At 66.6% G+C, this 15,383-nt stretch carries 16 protein-coding genes; 9 read left to right on the forward strand and 7 right to left on the reverse strand.

Features of this window, described 5'->3' with window-relative positions; genetic code table 11:
- Nucleotides 1-8: 8 nt before the first annotated feature.
- Both ACE3QM_RS10395 and ACE3QM_RS10400 read right to left on the reverse strand, forming a co-directional pair.
- Nucleotides 9-1,511, reverse strand: a complete 1,503-nt coding sequence (locus ACE3QM_RS10395; protein ID WP_374421624.1) for a CoA-acylating methylmalonate-semialdehyde dehydrogenase — start codon at nucleotides 1,509-1,511, stop codon at nucleotides 9-11.
- A 51-nt stretch (nucleotides 1,512-1,562) separates the two neighbouring features.
- The gene (locus tag ACE3QM_RS10400; protein WP_227108171.1) at nucleotides 1,563-2,411 is read right to left on the reverse strand and encodes a 3-hydroxybutyryl-CoA dehydrogenase; all 849 of its coding nucleotides are present in this window, start codon (nucleotides 2,409-2,411) and stop codon (nucleotides 1,563-1,565) included.
- A gap of 136 nt (nucleotides 2,412-2,547) precedes the next feature.
- Between ACE3QM_RS10400 and ACE3QM_RS10405 the strand changes: the two genes are divergently transcribed.
- Entirely contained in the window at nucleotides 2,548-2,949 is a 402-nt protein-coding gene (locus ACE3QM_RS10405) for a MerR family DNA-binding transcriptional regulator (RefSeq protein ID WP_374421626.1), read from the forward strand.
- Between the two features lie 10 nt (nucleotides 2,950-2,959).
- Nucleotides 2,960-4,144: an acetyl-CoA C-acetyltransferase gene (locus ACE3QM_RS10410; RefSeq protein WP_374421627.1), complete on the forward strand. Its 1,185-nt coding sequence runs from the start codon at nucleotides 2,960-2,962 to the stop codon at nucleotides 4,142-4,144.
- 31 nt (nucleotides 4,145-4,175) lie between these two features.
- On the opposite strand, the gene ACE3QM_RS10415 is transcribed toward ACE3QM_RS10410, so the two are convergent.
- Nucleotides 4,176-5,405 (reverse strand): amidohydrolase, encoded by a 1,230-nt coding sequence (locus ACE3QM_RS10415; protein ID WP_374421628.1) that lies wholly within the window; start codon nucleotides 5,403-5,405, stop codon nucleotides 4,176-4,178.
- A 152-nt stretch (nucleotides 5,406-5,557) separates the two neighbouring features.
- Here ACE3QM_RS10415 and ACE3QM_RS10420 point away from each other — a divergent pair, with 152 nt between their 5' ends.
- Nucleotides 5,558-7,093 carry a thioredoxin family protein gene (locus ACE3QM_RS10420; protein ID WP_374421629.1) on the forward strand — a complete coding sequence of 512 codons (1,536 nt, stop codon included), beginning with the start codon at nucleotides 5,558-5,560 and terminating at the stop codon, nucleotides 7,091-7,093.
- Between the two features lies 1 nt (nucleotide 7,094).
- On the opposite strand, the gene ACE3QM_RS10425 is transcribed toward ACE3QM_RS10420, so the two are convergent.
- Nucleotides 7,095-8,276 carry a diguanylate cyclase gene (locus ACE3QM_RS10425; RefSeq protein ID WP_374421630.1) on the reverse strand — a complete coding sequence of 394 codons (1,182 nt, stop codon included), beginning with the start codon at nucleotides 8,274-8,276 and terminating at the stop codon, nucleotides 7,095-7,097.
- A 167-nt stretch (nucleotides 8,277-8,443) separates the two neighbouring features.
- Here ACE3QM_RS10425 and arfB point away from each other — a divergent pair, with 167 nt between their 5' ends.
- The 5 genes from arfB to ACE3QM_RS10450 all read left to right on the forward strand — a co-directional run bounded on the left by arfB (nucleotide 8,444) and on the right by ACE3QM_RS10450 (nucleotide 11,448).
- On the forward strand, nucleotides 8,444-8,851 hold the full coding sequence (gene arfB, locus ACE3QM_RS10430) for an alternative ribosome rescue aminoacyl-tRNA hydrolase ArfB (RefSeq protein WP_374421631.1): 408 nt from the start codon (nucleotides 8,444-8,446) through the stop codon (nucleotides 8,849-8,851).
- 81 nt (nucleotides 8,852-8,932) lie between these two features.
- Complete coding sequence (locus ACE3QM_RS10435; protein ID WP_374421632.1) at nucleotides 8,933-9,661, forward strand: hypothetical protein; 729 nt, start codon at nucleotides 8,933-8,935, stop codon at nucleotides 9,659-9,661.
- Nucleotides 9,567-10,556 carry a methyl-accepting chemotaxis protein gene (locus ACE3QM_RS10440; RefSeq protein ID WP_374421652.1) on the forward strand — a complete coding sequence of 330 codons (990 nt, stop codon included), beginning with the start codon at nucleotides 9,567-9,569 and terminating at the stop codon, nucleotides 10,554-10,556. Before ACE3QM_RS10435 ends, ACE3QM_RS10440 begins: the two co-directional genes overlap by 95 nt.
- 77 nt (nucleotides 10,557-10,633) lie before the next feature.
- Complete coding sequence (locus tag ACE3QM_RS10445; RefSeq protein ID WP_019101381.1) at nucleotides 10,634-10,840, forward strand: hypothetical protein; 207 nt, start codon at nucleotides 10,634-10,636, stop codon at nucleotides 10,838-10,840.
- Nucleotides 10,837-11,448, forward strand: coding sequence for a PolC-type DNA polymerase III (locus ACE3QM_RS10450; RefSeq protein WP_231460778.1), 612 nt, complete (start codon nucleotides 10,837-10,839; stop codon nucleotides 11,446-11,448). The genes ACE3QM_RS10445 and ACE3QM_RS10450 overlap by 4 nt, the downstream gene beginning before the upstream one ends.
- 20 nt (nucleotides 11,449-11,468) lie before the next feature.
- Here ACE3QM_RS10450 and ACE3QM_RS10455 read toward each other — a convergent pair whose 3' ends face one another.
- Nucleotides 11,469-12,401 (reverse strand): LysR family transcriptional regulator, encoded by a 933-nt coding sequence (locus tag ACE3QM_RS10455; RefSeq protein ID WP_374421633.1) that lies wholly within the window; start codon nucleotides 12,399-12,401, stop codon nucleotides 11,469-11,471.
- Nucleotides 12,402-12,520: 119 nt separating this feature from the next.
- Between ACE3QM_RS10455 and ACE3QM_RS10460 the strand changes: the two genes are divergently transcribed.
- Nucleotides 12,521-13,330 (forward strand): phytanoyl-CoA dioxygenase family protein, encoded by an 810-nt coding sequence (locus tag ACE3QM_RS10460; protein ID WP_374421634.1) that lies wholly within the window; start codon nucleotides 12,521-12,523, stop codon nucleotides 13,328-13,330.
- A gap of 5 nt (nucleotides 13,331-13,335) precedes the next feature.
- Here ACE3QM_RS10460 and ACE3QM_RS10465 read toward each other — a convergent pair whose 3' ends face one another.
- Nucleotides 13,336-13,698, reverse strand: a complete 363-nt coding sequence (locus ACE3QM_RS10465; protein ID WP_374421635.1) for a GNAT family N-acetyltransferase — start codon at nucleotides 13,696-13,698, stop codon at nucleotides 13,336-13,338.
- 153 nt (nucleotides 13,699-13,851) lie between these two features.
- Nucleotides 13,852-15,315, reverse strand: a complete 1,464-nt coding sequence (trpE, locus tag ACE3QM_RS10470) for an anthranilate synthase component I (protein WP_374421636.1) — start codon at nucleotides 15,313-15,315, stop codon at nucleotides 13,852-13,854.
- Nucleotides 15,316-15,383 lie beyond the last annotated feature (68 nt).

A 15,383-nucleotide genomic window follows, 5' to 3' on the forward strand; every position in this document is an offset into this window, starting at 1 on the left:
GCTCCCGGTCAGCGCAGCGAAATGGTGGTGTTGACCTTGCCGCCGCTGGCGGCGTCGTCGAACCAGCGGCTGGTGACGGTCTTGGTCTGGGTGTAGAACAGCACGACCTGCTTGCCGTAGGGGCCGAGGTCGCCCAGCTTGGAGCCGCGCGAGCCGGTGAAGCTGAACAGCGGCACCGGCACCGGGATGGGCACGTTGATGCCCACCTGGCCGACGTCGATCTCTTCCTGGAATTTGCGCGCCGCCGCGCCGCTCTGGGTGAACACCGCGGTGCCGTTGCCGTTGGGATTGGCGTTGACGATGGCGATGGCGTCGTCCAGCGAATCCGCCGCCATCAGACACAGCACCGGGCCGAAGACTTCCTGATGGTAGACGCTCATTTCCGGTTTGACGCCGGAGAAGATGGTGGGGCCGACGAAGTTGCCGCGCTCGTAGCCGGCCACCTGGATGTCGCGGCCGTCCAGCTCCAGGCGCGCGCCTTCTTCCACGCCACGGGCGATCAGGCCGGCCACGCGTTCGCGGGCGGCGCAGGAGATCAGCGGGCCCAGGTCCGGGTTGTCCTTGCCGGCGCCCACGCTCAGGCCGCGCGCCTTGGCCACCAGTTCCGGAATCCACTGCTGGGCCTCGCCCACCAGCACCGCCACCGACAGCGCCATGCAGCGCTGGCCGGCGGCGCCGAAAGCGGCTCCGGTCAGTTGGTTCAGCGCCTGTTCCTTATTGGCGTCCGGCAGCACGATGGCGTGGTTCTTGGCGCCCATCATGCACTGGGTGCGCTTGCCGCTGAGGCTGGCGCGCTGGTGCACATGAGTGCCCACCTTGGTGGAGCCGACGAAGGACACCGCCTTGATGTCGCGGTGGTCGCACAGCGCGTTGACCACCTGTTCGCCGCCATGCACCACATTGAGCACGCCGGCCGGAATGCCGGCTTCCAGCGCCAGTTCCACCAGGCGCATGGTCACCATCGGGTCTTGTTCCGACGGTTTGAGCACAAAGGTGTTGCCGGTGGCGATGGCCATCGGGAACATCCACAGCGGAATCATCGCCGGGAAGTTGAACGGGGTGATGCCGGCGCAGACGCCCAGCGGCTGCAGCACGGTATAAGTGTCGACGCCGCCGGCGACGTTCTCCGCGTATTCGCCCAGTTGCAGATTGCCGATGGCGGACGCGTGCTCCACCACTTCCAGGCCGCGGAAGATGTCGCCCTCGGCGTCGGCCAGGGTCTTGCCTTGCTCGGCGGTCAGCAGCGCCGCCAGTTCCTTCATGTGCTCGCGGATCAACTGCTGGTATTTCAGGAAGATGCGCGCGCGCGCGCCGATGGCGGTTTTCTTCCAGCTGGCGAAGGCGGTCTTGGCGGCGCTGACGGCGGCGTCGACTTCGTCCTGGGTGGCCATAGGCACCCGCGCCAGCACTTCCTGGGTGGCCGGGTTGACGATGTCACGCCATTCGGCGCTGCGGGATTCGACGAATTCGCCGCCGATCAGCAATTTGATGGTGGGGACTGCCTGGGTCATGGTGCTGCCTCCGTCTGATCTTGAATAAAGCCCGTTGCCGGCGGCGCCGGCTCAGGCGTAGCTGTAAAAGCCCTTGCCGCTCTTGCGGCCCAGGTGGCCGGCCTGCACCAGTTGGGCCAGCAGCGGGCAGGCGCGGTATTTGCTGTCGCGGAATTCGGTGTAGAGGATGTCCATGATGGACAAGCAGGTGTCCAGGCCTATCAGGTCCGCCAAGGCCAGCGGACCGATGGGATGGTTCATGCCCAGCTTCATCACGGTGTCGATGTCCTCGGCGCTGGCTAGGTTTTCGTGCAGCGTGAAGGCGGCCTCGTTGATCATCGGCATCAGCACCCGGTTGGAAACGAAGCCGGCGGCGTCCTTGACCGTGACCGGGGTCTTGCCCAGCGCCTGGCTCAATTCGTAGACCAGCCGGTAGGCGGCGTCGCCGGTTTGCAGCGCGCGGATGATTTCCACCAACTGCATCACCGGCACCGGGTTCATGAAGTGCATGCCCACCACGCGCTCCGGCTGGCTGACCCAGCTGGCGATGCGGGTTAGTGAAATCGACGAGGTGTTGGACGCCAGCACCGCGTCCGGGCGCACCACGGCGGCCAGTTCGCGGAAGATGCTTTCCTTGACCGCGGCGTTCTCGGTGGCGGCTTCCACCACCAGGTCGCGGTCGGCCAGATCGGCCAGGCGGGTGGTGGTCTGGATGCGGGCGAGAATGGCGGGGACGTCGGCCTCGGCCAGTTGGCCTTTCTTCACCAGGCGCGCCAGGCTGGAGGCGACGGCGGCCAGGCCCTTGTCCAGCGCGGCCTGGCTGACGTCGGCCAGGCGCACTTCGTAACCGTGGCTGGCGAAAACCTGGGCGATGCCGTTGCCCATGGTGCCGGCGCCCACCACTGCGATTTTGGCTTGCATGTTGTTTCCTCGACTATTTGCTCTATGCTGTATTCAAGATAGCTTGACGTTTACGTTAACGTCAATCAACAATGACAAGCGCAACGGCGAATGTTGCGCGAATGGTCCGGCGGCGCCGGAGAGGCGGGAGAGGAAGATGGCGGAGCAGACCTACAGCATTACCGAACTGGCACAGGAGTTCGACGTGACCACGCGCACCATCCGCTTTTACGAAGACCAGCAATTGCTGGAGCCGCTGCGGGCGGGACAGCGCCGCATCTACAGCCGGCGCGACCGGGTGCGGCTGATGCTGATCCTGCGCGGCAAGCGCATCGGCCTGTCCTTGCAGGAAATCCGCGAGCTGTTCGCGCTCTATGACGCGGCCAGCGACGACGCGCCGCAGCTGCACGAATTCATCCGCATCCTGCAGCGCAAGGAGCAGCAGTTGCAGGAGCAGATGGAAGACATCAAGGTGGTATTGAGCGAAATTTCCCAATTGCGGCATCAGTGCGAGAAAACGCTGGACAAGCGCGGAGTGGATGCCCGGCAATCGACTTGAGGAGTGAGCAATGCAACAGCAAGACATCGTGATCGTGGGCATGGCGCGCACCGCCATGGGCGGCTTCCAGGGCGCTTTGGCGTCCAAGACGGCGGCGGAGCTGGGCGCGGCGGCGATCCAGGCCGCGGTGGAGCGCGCCGGCGTGCCGGCGGCGGACATCGACGAAGCCATCGTCGGCTGCGTGCTGCCGGCCGGCCAGGGCCAGGCGCCGGCGCGCCAGGCGGCGCTGGGCGCCGGCCTGCCGCTGGCGGTGAACTGCACCACGGTCAACAAGATGTGCGGTTCCGGCATGAAGGCGGCGATGCTGGCCCATGATTTGTTGCGCGCCGGCAGCGCGCGGGTGATGGTGGCCGGCGGCATGGAGAGCATGAGCAACGCGCCCTATCTGATGACCAAGGCGCGGGCCGGCCTGCGCCTGGGCCATGGCGAGATCAAGGATCATATGTTCCTGGACGGTCTGGAGGACGCTTACGACAAGGGCAAGCTGATGGGCGTGTTCGCCGAATGGTGCGCGGAGAAATACGGCTTTAGCCGTGAGGCCCAGGATGCCTTCGCCATCGCCTCGCTGAACCGCGCCCAGGCAGCCATCCGCGATGGATTGTTCCGCGACGAGATCGCGCCGGTGACGGTCAGCGGCCGCGGCGGCGAGCAGGTGGTGGACACCGACGAGCAGCCCTTGAAGGCCAATGTCGACAAGATTCCAACGCTGAAACCGGCGTTCAAGAAGGACGGCACGGTGACGCCGGCCAACGCCAGCTCCATTTCCGACGGCGCCGCCGCGCTGGTGTTGATGACGGCGGAGGAGGCGGCGCGCCGCGGCCTGCGCCCGCTGGCCCGCATCGTCGGCCACGCCACCCATGCCCAGGAGCCGGGCTGGTTTACCACCGCGCCGGTGGAGGCGATCCGCAAGCTGTTGGCCCAGGCGGGCTGGAGCGCCGGCGATGTCGATCTCTACGAGATCAACGAAGCTTTCGCCGTGGTGACCATGGCGGCGATGCAGGACCTGGGCCTGCCGCACGACAAGGTCAACGTCCACGGCGGCGCCTGCGCGCTGGGCCACCCCATCGGCGCCTCCGGCGCGCGCATCATCATCACCTTGCTGTCGGCGCTGCGTCAGCGCGGCGGCAAGCGCGGCGTGGCCAGCCTGTGCATAGGCGGCGGCGAGGCGACGGCAATGGCGCTGGAGTTGCTGTAATCGTTTTTCAGACGACGAAGCCTGGTCGGGCCTAGCCCTCGGCCCACCAGCCCGGCCGGCCGCCGCGCAGCACGCCGCGCACCGGTTTGCGGCGGGCGATCAGCTCGGCGGAGCAACAGGCGTCCACCAGAGTCAGATCGGCGGCGTCGCCGACTTGCGGCCACACCCGGCGGCCGGCGTCGTCCAGCGGCGTCAGGCCGCGGCTGATGTGGCGCAAGGCGCGGCTCAGCGAGTATTCATCGTTCCAGCCGTGGCGCTCGCCCAGACGGCTGGCGCGCTCGACGATGCTGCCGCTGTTATAGGGCGTCCAGTGGTCGTTGATATTGTCATTGCCCAGGCTCAGCGGAATGCCGTGCGCGGTCAGCACGCGCGGCGGCGGCATAGGCACGTCGATGGGCGCCGCCGATACGATGGAGATGCCGCTGGCGGCCAGCGCCGCGCACACCTGGTCCAGCCGGGCCGGTTCCAGTTCCCCCAAGCAGTAAGCGTGGCTGACGCTGACCCGGCCGGTCAGGCCGGCCGATTCGCTCAGCCGCGCCAGCCGTTCCAGCGTATGGGCGCCCAGCTCGCCGCGATCATGCAGATGCAGGTCCACCGGCGCATCGTGCTTGACCGCCAGCTCCAGCGTGGCATTGAGCGAGCGTTCGATGTCGCCGTCCACGCTGGCCGGGTCCAGCCCGCCGACCACGTCGAAACCGGAGGCCAGCGCCTGGTCCATCAGCTTGAGGGTGCCGCCGGACAGCAGGCCGTGCTGCGGGAAGGCGACCAGCTCGTAATCCAGCCAATGCTTGCGGCTGTCCAGCGCCAGACGCACTTGCTCCATGGTGGCGAGACCGGCCACCGGGTCCACATTGCAATGCACGCGGGCGAAGGCGACGCCGTCGGCGGCGATCAGGTCCAGCAGCGCTTCGGCGCGGCGCCGGGTGTCCGGCAGGAAATCCAGCAGGAAACCTTGTTCCTCGCGGATGCGCGCCGCCACGCTGACGAAGGGCGTGGCGGCGCGCCAAGGCCCGCCGTAATGGCCTTTGTCCAGGTGGATGTGCATGTCGGCGAAGGCCGGCAGCGCCAGCCAGCCGCGCGCGTCTCGGCGCGGCCGGCCATCGTCAGGGACGGCGTCGAAGCGTAGTTCGGCGATGCGGCCGTCGGCGATCAGCAAATGGGCGCGGCGGGTGGCGGTGGCGATGATCTGGCCGGCGGCGTCGCGTTCGAAGCCGTCTTCCAGCAATAGGGGGCCAAGCCAGTAGGCGGGTAGGGCGGTCATGCGAGCTGTCCTTGCGGCGGGAGTGGCGGCGTCGCGCGGCGCGCGCGCGACAATGGATTTTTTATCGCTAAGCACAGAAGGGATTGCACTTTATTACGTTCGAATAATTGCGTTAGCATGGTTCGACAAACCAACTCTAAGAGAATTCTGCGATGAAGCTTACCTTGATCTCGCTGGCTTTTGTCGCCGCCAGCCTGGCCTTGCCGGCGCAGGCGGCCTCCGCTCCGGCGGATGGACATGCGCTGCCGCCCGGCATCGCCTGGTTGCAGGGCGATGTGGCGGCGGCCTTCGCCAAGGCCAAATCGGAAAACAAGCCGCTATTCCTGTACTGGGGCGCGGTATGGTGCCCGCCGTGCAATCAGGTCAAGGCCACCATTTTCAACCGCCAGGATTTCATCGCCCGCGCCCGCCAGTTCGTGCCGGTCTACCTGGACGGCGACAGCCCGGACGCGCAAAAACTGGGCAGCGAGTTCAAGGTACGCGGCTATCCGACCATGATTCTGTTCCGGCCGGACGGCGCCGAGATCACCCGCCTGCCGGGCGAGGTGGACCCGGAGCGCTATCTGCGCACGCTGGAACTGGGGCTGGTGGCGGCGCGGCCGGTGAAGGCGCTGCTGCGGGCGGCCCTGGACGGCGACAAGCTGGCGGACGGCGACTGGCAATTGCTGGCGGATTATTCCTGGGACACCGATCAAGCGCAGATCGTGCCGGAGAAACAGGTGGCGGCGACGCTGGCGCGCCTGGCGGACAAGGTGCCGGCGCAGCCGGCGGCCACCGCGCAGCGGCTGAAGCTGAAAGCGCTGGCCGCAGCGGCCAGCGAGGAGGCGCCGGTGGCGGACCGAGGGCAGGGCTTGAGCGTCGCGCGCGCCGCCTTGGCGCAGCCGCGCGCCAACGCCGACATCCTGATCAATAGCGCCGCCGACATCGTCAAGGCCTTGAGCGCGGAAGGGTCGGAGCGTCAGGCGCTGGCGGCGCAATGGAACGCCGCGCTGGAAAAACTGGCCGCGGACGCCGGCTTGTCCACCGCCGATCGCCTGGGCGCCTTGTCCTCGCGGCTGGCGTTGGCGCGCTTGAACCAGCCCAAGGGCGAGCTGCCGCGGTCCTTGCGCGAAGAGGTCAAACAGCGGGTGGCGGCGGCGGACAAGGCCACCGCCAATCCCTATGAGCGCCAGGCGGTGATCACCGCCGGCGCTGACCTGCTGACGCAAGCGGGCTGGCTGGATGAGTCCGACGCGTTGCTGAAGGCGGAGTTGGGCCGCTCCCACGCGCCGTACTACCACATGCTGATCCTGGCTTCCAACGCCAAGCAGCGCGGCGACAAGGCGGCGGCGCTGGACTGGTATCGTCAGGCTTATGAGGCCGCCAACGGCCCGGCCACGCGGCTGCAATGGGGCGTCAGCTATCTGAGTGGGGCGATTGAGCTGGCGCCGGCGGACGAGAAGCGGATAGAGAGCACCGCCAGCGCCATTTTCAAGGAAGCGGGCGGCACGCCCAGCGCCTTCTACGAGCGCAATCGGCGCTCGCTGGAAAAAGCGGTGAACCGGCTCAAGGCCTGGGGCCGGCAGCAACAGCAGGCGGCGGCGCTGGCGCGGCTGGCCGAGCAGCTGGATGAGGTGTGCGCCAAGTTGCCGGCCGGCGACCCGCAAAAGCCGGTGTGCGAGGGCCTGGCGCAGTCGGCCCGGTCTTGAGTCACACCGCGGCGGGCAGCGCCGACAGCATCACCTTGTCGCGGCCGTGATGCTTGGCCTGGTAGAGCATGGCGTCGGCCTCGCAGAACAGGCTTTCCAGCGAGGCGTGGCTGCTGTTCAGGCAGGCCACGCCCAGGCTGGCGGTGAAACGCAGCCGCGCGCCGGCGTCCGGCAGCGGCAGTTCGATGCGGGCGATGGCGGCGCGCAGCCGTTCCGCTACTTGCGCCGCCTGCTCGCGGCCGGTGTCCGGCAGCAGGATGCAAAACTCCTCGCCGCCGTGGCGGCCGATCAGATCGGTCTGCCGCGCCTGGCGGCGCAGACAGTCCGCCAGCTCGGTCAGCGCCTGGTCGCCGGTCAGGTGGCCGTGACGGTCGTTGATGCTTTTGAAATGGTCCAGGTCCAACACGATCAGTGACAGCGCGCGCCGTTCGCGCTGGGCCTTGCGGAAGGCGGCCACCGCTTCCTCGTCGAAACTGCGCCGGTTCAGCAAGCGGGTCAGGCTGTCGCTGCGCGACTGCTGCAGCAATTGGTCCATCGCCCGTTCGTACACCAGATAGAGCTGGCAAACCACCACGCCGTAACCGGTCCATTGCGTCATCAACAGCAGCAGGTTCTGCCTTTGGCCGGCCACTTCCAGTTCCGGCTCTCCCGCGGACAGCGCCAGCGCCAGCCGGGTCAACTCCAGCAGCAGGGTCAGCACCGCCAGCGCCGAGGCCAGCGATTTGCCGGCGCGCGGCTTGTCCTGCTCCGCCTGCCACAAGCGCCAGGAAATCATTCCCCACAATAGGCAGCCGCCCAGCGAGAAGATGGCGTGGCGCGCCAGCGCCGAGTGGGCCAGGCCGTTATGGGTGAACAGCAGCAGCGGCACGAAGATCAGCGCCAGCCCCAAGGGCAGGCTGTAATGGCTGGAATGATTGTAAAAACGTTCGATGCCGATCAGCACCTGCAGGGCGGCCAGCTGGATCAGCAGCTTGGAGCTGATCGAGATCAGCGCCTGATCCAGCTCCAGCGGCGCCAGATAGAGCAGGCCGGCCGCCGCGTCCAGCAAGCCGCCTATGGCCAGCGCCAATACGGCGGGCTGGCGTTGGCTGCGGCGCCAAAACAGGAAGGTGACCAGGGAGATGACCAGGCTGTAGCCGGCGGTGCAGGCCAGCGTTGTCCGTGGGTCGAGGAAAAATGACATCGTGTTCTACTAGCAAAGAGCGTCTGGCTGGGTATCGGCCAGGCAAGCGCAAGACAATAGCAGTCTATTGATATCCATACAATTTCACTCTGAAATAAAACGCCGCGCCATGCCATGGGATGCGGCGGGTGCGCTACAATTATCTCTTTTGATTGTTGGTCTGCATCATGGACAAGCTGCGGTATCCGATCAGCGAGCGCGAAGTGGAATTCAGCGCGATGCGCGCGCAAGGCGCGGGCGGGCAAAACGTCAACAAGGTATCGTCGGCGGTGCATCTGCGCTTCGACGTGCGTGCGTCCTCGCTGCCGGAATGGCTGCGCGAGCGCCTGCTCGCTCAGCCGGACCAGCGGCTGAACAAGGATGGCGTGCTGGTGATCAAGGCGCAGCAGCACCGCACCCAGGAATTGAACCGCGCCGACGCGCTGCAGCGCCTGCAAGCCTTGATCGACGCTGTCAGCCACACCCCCAAGGCGCGCCGCGCCACCAAACCCACCTATGGTTCCAAGCAGCGCCGCCTGGCCGGCAAGACCCGGCGTGGCGAGGTCAAGTCGCTGCGCGGCAAGGTGGACTTGTAGCCGGCCCAATTGCTTCGGTGAAATCGCGGGGATGTATTAGTGTTAATGCTGAAGGCATGAATACTGAGAAGGGAGGCCGCGATGTGGAGTCTGACAATCCGGGCACAGCTGCGGCTGTTGGCATGCGGGGCGGTGGTGTCCTGCCTGTTGATCGGCGCGGTCGGCTATCAAAGCACGGCGCAACTGGTGCGGAATATCTACGAATTGCTAGATAGCCAGGGGGCTGTGCGCCGGCAGATGGATGCCGACATGATGCATGACGCGGTGCATGCCGATGTGCTGGCGCTTTTGTTGGCGCAGAAAAACGGCGATCGTGAGGCGCTCAGCGATATCCGCAAGGATGTCGACGAGCATCGCAAGCGTTTCCTTGGCGCGATGAAGGAGAACCAGGACAAGCTCAGCGATCCAGCGGCCCGCGCCTTGCTGCAGCAGATCCTTCCCGTGGTGGAGCGCTATACCGCGACCGCGACCGCCATCATCGCCGGCGGGTTTGAGCATCCGGAGACGGCCGCCGTGAGTTTGAAGGGTTTTCAGCAGGATTTCGCGCTGCTGGAAGACAAGATGGAAAAACTGGCCGACGCCATCGACAACGGCTCGCGACGGCAGAGTGATAGCTCGGTGGCGCAGGTGGGGGGGGGCCGCGGTGGTCATCATCGTGGCGGCGGTGGCCGCGGCGCTGCTGATGGCCTTGTTGTGTTGGTGGGTGGCGCGCTCGATGCTGCCGCCGATCGAGCACTTCAAGGACGCGGCGCAGCGCATAGAGCGCAGCGGGGATTTGTCGATCCGGGCGCCGGTGGGCCGCAACGATGAGTTGGGCGCCGCCATCGGCGAATTCAACACCTTGATGGATACCTTGCAGGGCATTGTCGGCAAGGTGGGCCAGACCTCCGGCGCGTTGGGCGGCTCGGTAGACGAGATCGCGCAGTTGACCCTGCGGGTGGGGCAGGCTAGCCAGCAGCAGACCGATTCGGCCCAGTCCATGGCCGGCGCCATCCAGCAACTCGCCGATCATCTGGCCAGCGTGGCCGAGCACGCCGACAGCACCTTGCAGATCGCCGGCGAAGTGGGGCAATGCTCGAGCGAAGGCAGCAGGGCGGTGCAGCAGACCGTGGGCAATATCGGCAACCTGGCCCAAACCATTCATCACAGCGCCAACAGCGTGCAATTGCTGGAGGGCGATATCCGCAAGATAGGCGGCATGGTGAATTCGATCCGCGGCATCGCCGATCAAACCAATCTCCTGGCCTTGAACGCCGCGATAGAAGCCGCGCGTGCCGGTGAATCCGGCCGCGGCTTCGCCGTGGTGGCCGACGAAGTGCGCGCGCTGGCGGAGCGCACCGCGCAGGCGACGGCGGACATCGTCAACGTCATTTCCCAGCTGCAGGCCACCTCGGAGCAGGTGGTCAGCGGCATGGAAAACGGTGTTGGCCAGGTGGAGGAAGGTGTGGAACTCGTGAAACAACTGGGCGGCATGGTGGACCAGATCGGCCGTCAGGCCGGCGTGGCGGAGGAGCGCATCCGCAATATTTCCCGGCTGCTGGACAACCAGAAGGCGGCCGGAGCGCAAATCCTGGTCAACGTCGACGCGGTGACCGAGCATGCCGGAACCACCAGCCGTTCGGTGGAACAAGTACAGGACGAATTGCTGCAGCTGCGCGGCCATTTTGGCGAACTGAGCGAGTCCATCCGCCACATGCGCGTTTGATCCGGTTTGGCCGCCACGGCCGGCGCGGGTAGAATGCACGGTTTTTGACACGCCGAAGCGGCGCGGAGGATGCGGCCATGGCCAAAAAACAGAAACAGGACGAACTGGACGAGGAAACCCGCGCGCTGCTGGAATGGTGCGCCGAGGTGGAAACCCATCTGGTGGCGGCCGGCGCCACGGTGGCGGAGGCGCAGGAGCATATCGAGGAACAGGCGGAGTGGTATACCGACCAGTACTACGACGGCTTGAGTCCGGAAGAAGCGGCGCGGGCGGCGCTGAAATGAGTCGACGCATCGCCGTCATCGATTTCGAAACCAACGGCGCGTCCCCGGGACGCGATTGCCGCGCCACCGAAATCGGCGTGGCGCTGCTGGAAGACGGCCGCATCGTCGATCGCTATCAAAGCCTGATCAATGCCGGCGTGTGGATTCCGCCGATGATAGAGCGGCTGACCGGCATCAGCAACGCGATGTTGCGCGATGCCCCGCCGCCGGCGGTGGCGATGGCGGAGGCGGCGCGCTTCGTCGGCGACACGCCGCTGGCCGCGCACAACGCCAGCTTCGACCGCAAGTTCTGGGATTACGAGCTGGCGCAACTGGGCCTGGCGCGCAGCCAGGATTTCGCCTGTACCCTGCTGCTGTCGCGCCGGGTGTTGCCGCAGGCGCCGGACCACAAGCTGGGCACCCTGGCGCGCTGGTTGCGCTTGCCGGACACCGGCCGCGCCCACCGTGCGCTGGCCGACGCGGAAATGGCCGCGCATTTGCTATCGCATCTGCAGGGCGAATTGAGCAGCCGCTATGGCGCGCACCTGTGCGGTCACGGCCAGTTGTGCGGCATGCAGAAGATCAGCGCGGCCAAGATAGGGCAGTATCTGCAGGCGCAGGCCGGCTGAGACCTCGCGCGGCGCAAGGTTCATCCCGCGTTGCCGGGCGCGCCTACGCCAAACTCCGGCCTGGCGGCGAACCAGCCCTGGGCCAGTTCGCGCAAGGCGGCGATGGCCGGCGTGTCCGTGCGTTCCCGCAGGCAGGCCAGCACGATGCGTTGCGTCGGCAGCGGATCGGCGATGGGCCGCAGCGCCAGCGGACGGCCGTCATAGCTGTGGTCGCCGCTGGGCCGGGTGTAGGCGATGGCCACGCCCAGTCCGTGAGCCACCATGCCGCGTTGCAGTTCAAGACTGCGGACCGATTCCAGCCGCGCCGGCCGCAGGCCGTGCATGCGCAGCAAGTCCAGAAAATGCGCACCGCTGTATGCCTGCTCGGTCAGCAGCAGCGGCCATTCGCATAATTCCCTCAAACCCACCTGTTCGTTTCGCGCCAGCGGATGATCGGCCGCCAGCAGCGCGTGGGGCGCCAGCGTGCGCAGTTCGGTCAGCGCCAGCGCGGGCGGCAGCGCCAGATCGTAGCTGATGGCGGCGTCCAGCCCGCCTTGCAGCAGTTGCGGGCCGATCAGGTCGAAGCCGCACTCCCGCGGCTCCACGCGCAAGGACGGGTGCCGTTCGCGCAGCGCGCTCAGCAAGGGCGGCAGGCAGTAAGGCGCCAAGTCCTCGAAGCAGCCCAAGGCCAACTCCCCGGCCAAGGATGCCGCGCCGTCGGCCAGCCCCTCCAACGCCATCGCGGCTTCCATGGTTCGCCGCGCCTGTGCCAGCGCTTGCCGGCCAAACGGCGTCGTCGTCATGCCGGAGCCGCGCGCGCGCACGAACAGGGCCTGGCCCAGGATCTCCTCCAGTTCGCCGATGGCGGCGGATACCGCCGGCTGGGAGACGTTCAGCCGTTCAGCCGCCGCGCTGATGCCGCCGTGACGGGCCACCGCCAGCGCATAGCGCAATTGACGCAAGGTCAGCTTCATCGATTTTTCCGAGGAGGATGATCAAAACATATTATTTTATTTTGGCATGGACTTGTGGCGATAGTGTGGACGGTCGCCCGCAGTGGCGGTGTGCATCCATACAAGAGGAGGAGAAGCCCATGTCAGCCTGTCCCGAAATTTCCACCGCCGACATCGCCGCCTTTCAGAGCGACGGCGCCATCTGTCTGCGTGGCCTGTTCAGAGATTGGGTGGAGGTCATCGCCGCCGGCATCGAGCGCAATCTGCAGGCGCCCGGTCCCTATGCCGGCAATGTGGTCGCCGCTGGCGAGCCGGGGTCCTTCTTCGAGGATTATTGCAACTGGCGGCGCATTCCCGAATTCGAAGCGGTGGTGACGGCGTCGCCGGCCGCGGCGGCCGCGGCCACCCTGATGCGCTCGGCCAGCGCGCAATTCTTTCACGAGCATGTGCTGGTCAAGGAGCCGGGCACCCACAAACCCACGCCCTGGCATCAGGACATCCCGTATTACTTCGTCGACGGCGAGCAGACCGTCAGCTTCTGGATTCCGGTGGACCCGGTGCGCGAGGCAACGCTGCGGCTGATCGCCGGCTCCCACCGTTGGGAGGAGTGGGTGCGACCGGTGCGCTGGAAGGACGATTCCGGCTTCTACGAGGGCGATGCGCGCCGCTATCGCGACGCGCCGGACCCGGACCGCGAACCGGGCATGACGGTGCTGGAGTGGGCCTTGGAGCCGGGCGACGCGGTATTGTTCGATTTCCGCACCGCGCATGGCGCGCGCGGCAATCCCGGCGGCGGACGGCGGCGCGCGCTGTCCTTGCGCTGGCTGGGCGACGACGCGCGCTACGTCGAGCGGCCGGGCCGCACCTCGCCGCCGTATCCGGATCACGGCATGCGGCCGGGTCAATGCTTGCGCGAGGATTGGTTTCCGGTGTTGTGGCCGGCGGCCTAGGCCTGTCAGGCGCTCCAGCGCATCAGGAATTCGCCGTCGGCGTGCCGGATATCGACAAAGCCCAGGCGCAGGTAGAGCCGGCGCGCCGGATTGCGCTCCAGCACGCTGAGCTCCAAGGCGGCTCCGGCCTGTTCGGCCTCGCGCTGCAAGCCGCGGAGCAATTGCGCGCCCAGGCCGCGGCCATGGTAGTCCGGCAGCAGTTGCAGCTGGATCAACTGCCAGGCGGGGAGCCGACGCGCGACTTTGAGCAGGCCGATGTCCCGCTCGCCCTCCATGATGATGGCGGCGTGTTCGAAACCATGGTGGATGCGGCTCAGATGCGCGTCCTCATCGCAGGGCATGCGCGCCGCTTGCAAGTGGGGGCCCATGCTGGCGCGGCGCAGCATCAGCAGGAAGGCCAGGTCGTCGCGCCTGGCGGGGCGTAGCGTGATGGTGGGATTCAGCGTTTGGCTCCTGGAGTCGGCGCAGCATGGCTGGTGCGCTTGCTAAAACGGCCCGCTAAGGCGGGCCGTTTGTTCGGATCAGGCGTCCAGTCCTTGCTGGGCCAGCGCCGCGGCGCGCAGAACGGCGCGCGCCTTGTTCTGGGTTTCCTGCCATTCCATGTCTGGCGAGGAGTCGGCGACGATGCCGGCGCCGGCCTGCACGTAGAGCATGCGGTTCTTCAACACCGCGGTGCGGATGGCGATGCACAGATCCATGTCGCCGTTAAAGCCCAGATAGCCGACCGCGCCGCCGTAGATGCCGCGCTTGCTGGGTTCGTACTGGTCGATGATTTCCATCGCCCGCACCTTGGGCGCGCCGGATAGGGTGCCGGCCGGGAAGGTGGCCTTGAGTACGTCGATGTTCGATATCTCGGGGCCAACCTTGCCCTCCACGCTGGACACGATGTGCATCACGTGGGAATAGCGCTCGATCGCCATATTGTCGGTGACGCGCACGCTGCCGGTGGTGGCAACGCGGCCCACGTCGTTGCGGCCCAGGTCCATCAGCATCACGTGTTCGGCGATTTCCTTGGGGTCGGCCAGCAATTCGGCCGCCAGCGCTTCGTCCTGCTCGCGGTTCTGGCCGCGCGGGCGGGTGCCGGCGATAGGGCGCACGGTGACGGTATCGCGCTCGCGGCGCACCAGGATTTCCGGCGAGGCGCCCACCACGTGGAAGTCGTCGAAGTGGTAGAGGAACATATAGGGCGACGGGTTCAGGCTGCGCAGCGCGCGGTAGAGGCTGAGCGGGGACTCCGCGAACGGCATCTGCATGCGCTGGGACAGCACCACCTGCATGATGTCGCCGTCTTGGATGTAGCGCTTGCAGTCGGCCACCGCGTCCTTGAACGCCTGTTCGCCGTATTCCGAAGCCGCTTGCGAGGCCTGGGACGGCAAGGACAAGGGCACTTCCAGCGGCTCGCGCAGGCGCGCGCGCAGTTGCGCCAGCCGTGCCTCGGCCTTCAGCAGCGCGTTGGGCACTTCCGGATCGGCGTAGACGATGAGGAATAGCTTGCCGGACAGATTGTCCACTACCGCCAGTTCCTCGGACACCATCAACAGCATGTCCGGGGTGCCAATGGCGTCGGGCTTGGCGGTTTCGGCCAGCCGCTTTTCGATGTGGCGTATGGTGTCGTAGCCGAAGTAGCCGACCAGGCCGCCGGCGAAGCGCGGCAGGTTCGGCTGCGGCGGAGTGTGGAAGCGCTGCTGGAAGGCTTCGATGAAGGCCAGCGGGTCGCCGCTGTGGCGTTCTATCACCTTGTCGCCGTATTCCACTTGCACTTGCTGGCCATTGACCCGCAAGCGGGTATTGGACGGCAGGCCGATGAAGGAGTAGCGGCCGAAGCGCTCGCCGCCGACGACGGACTCCAGCAGATAGGAATAGGGCTGGTTGGCCAGCTTCAGATAAACCGACATCGGAGTGTCGAGGTCGGCGAACAGCTCCAGGCTGACCGGGATGCGGTTGTAGCCGGCGGCGGCCAGGCGGTTGAATTCTTCATGGTTCATGGCGGGTCCTGCGCTTTTGCGGTCGTGGTGAGGTCGAATGCAGCTTGTCAAACAGGCATTGAGCGACG

The organism is Chromobacterium sp. (assembly GCF_041912965.1).
GTDB lineage: Bacteria > Pseudomonadota > Gammaproteobacteria > Burkholderiales > Chromobacteriaceae > Chromobacterium > Chromobacterium aquaticum.

Bases quoted from the DNA above. Each gene is read 5' to 3' on its own strand.
- ACE3QM_RS10395 (WP_374421624.1), bottom strand. From the start codon at position 1,511: ATGACCCAGGCAGTCCCCACCATCAAATTGCTGATCGGCGGCGAATTC.
- ACE3QM_RS10400 (WP_227108171.1), bottom strand. From the start codon at position 2,411: ATGCAAGCCAAAATCGCAGTGGTGGGCGCCGGCACCATGGGCAACGGC.
- ACE3QM_RS10405 (WP_374421626.1), top strand. From the start codon at position 2,548: ATGGCGGAGCAGACCTACAGCATTACCGAACTGGCACAGGAGTTCGAC.
- ACE3QM_RS10410 (WP_374421627.1), top strand. From the start codon at position 2,960: ATGCAACAGCAAGACATCGTGATCGTGGGCATGGCGCGCACCGCCATG.
- ACE3QM_RS10415 (WP_374421628.1), bottom strand. From the start codon at position 5,405: ATGACCGCCCTACCCGCCTACTGGCTTGGCCCCCTATTGCTGGAAGAC.
- ACE3QM_RS10420 (WP_374421629.1), top strand. From the start codon at position 5,558: ATGAAGCTTACCTTGATCTCGCTGGCTTTTGTCGCCGCCAGCCTGGCC.
- ACE3QM_RS10425 (WP_374421630.1), bottom strand. From the start codon at position 8,276: ATGTCATTTTTCCTCGACCCACGGACAACGCTGGCCTGCACCGCCGGC.
- arfB (WP_374421631.1), top strand. From the start codon at position 8,444: ATGGACAAGCTGCGGTATCCGATCAGCGAGCGCGAAGTGGAATTCAGC.
- ACE3QM_RS10435 (WP_374421632.1), top strand. From the start codon at position 8,933: ATGTGGAGTCTGACAATCCGGGCACAGCTGCGGCTGTTGGCATGCGGG.
- ACE3QM_RS10440 (WP_374421652.1), top strand. From the start codon at position 9,567: ATGCTGCCGCCGATCGAGCACTTCAAGGACGCGGCGCAGCGCATAGAG.
- ACE3QM_RS10445 (WP_019101381.1), top strand. From the start codon at position 10,634: ATGGCCAAAAAACAGAAACAGGACGAACTGGACGAGGAAACCCGCGCG.
- ACE3QM_RS10450 (WP_231460778.1), top strand. From the start codon at position 10,837: ATGAGTCGACGCATCGCCGTCATCGATTTCGAAACCAACGGCGCGTCC.
- ACE3QM_RS10455 (WP_374421633.1), bottom strand. From the start codon at position 12,401: ATGAAGCTGACCTTGCGTCAATTGCGCTATGCGCTGGCGGTGGCCCGT.
- ACE3QM_RS10460 (WP_374421634.1), top strand. From the start codon at position 12,521: ATGTCAGCCTGTCCCGAAATTTCCACCGCCGACATCGCCGCCTTTCAG.
- ACE3QM_RS10465 (WP_374421635.1), bottom strand. From the start codon at position 13,698: ATGGGCCCCCACTTGCAAGCGGCGCGCATGCCCTGCGATGAGGACGCG.
- trpE (WP_374421636.1), bottom strand. From the start codon at position 15,315: ATGAACCATGAAGAATTCAACCGCCTGGCCGCCGCCGGCTACAACCGC.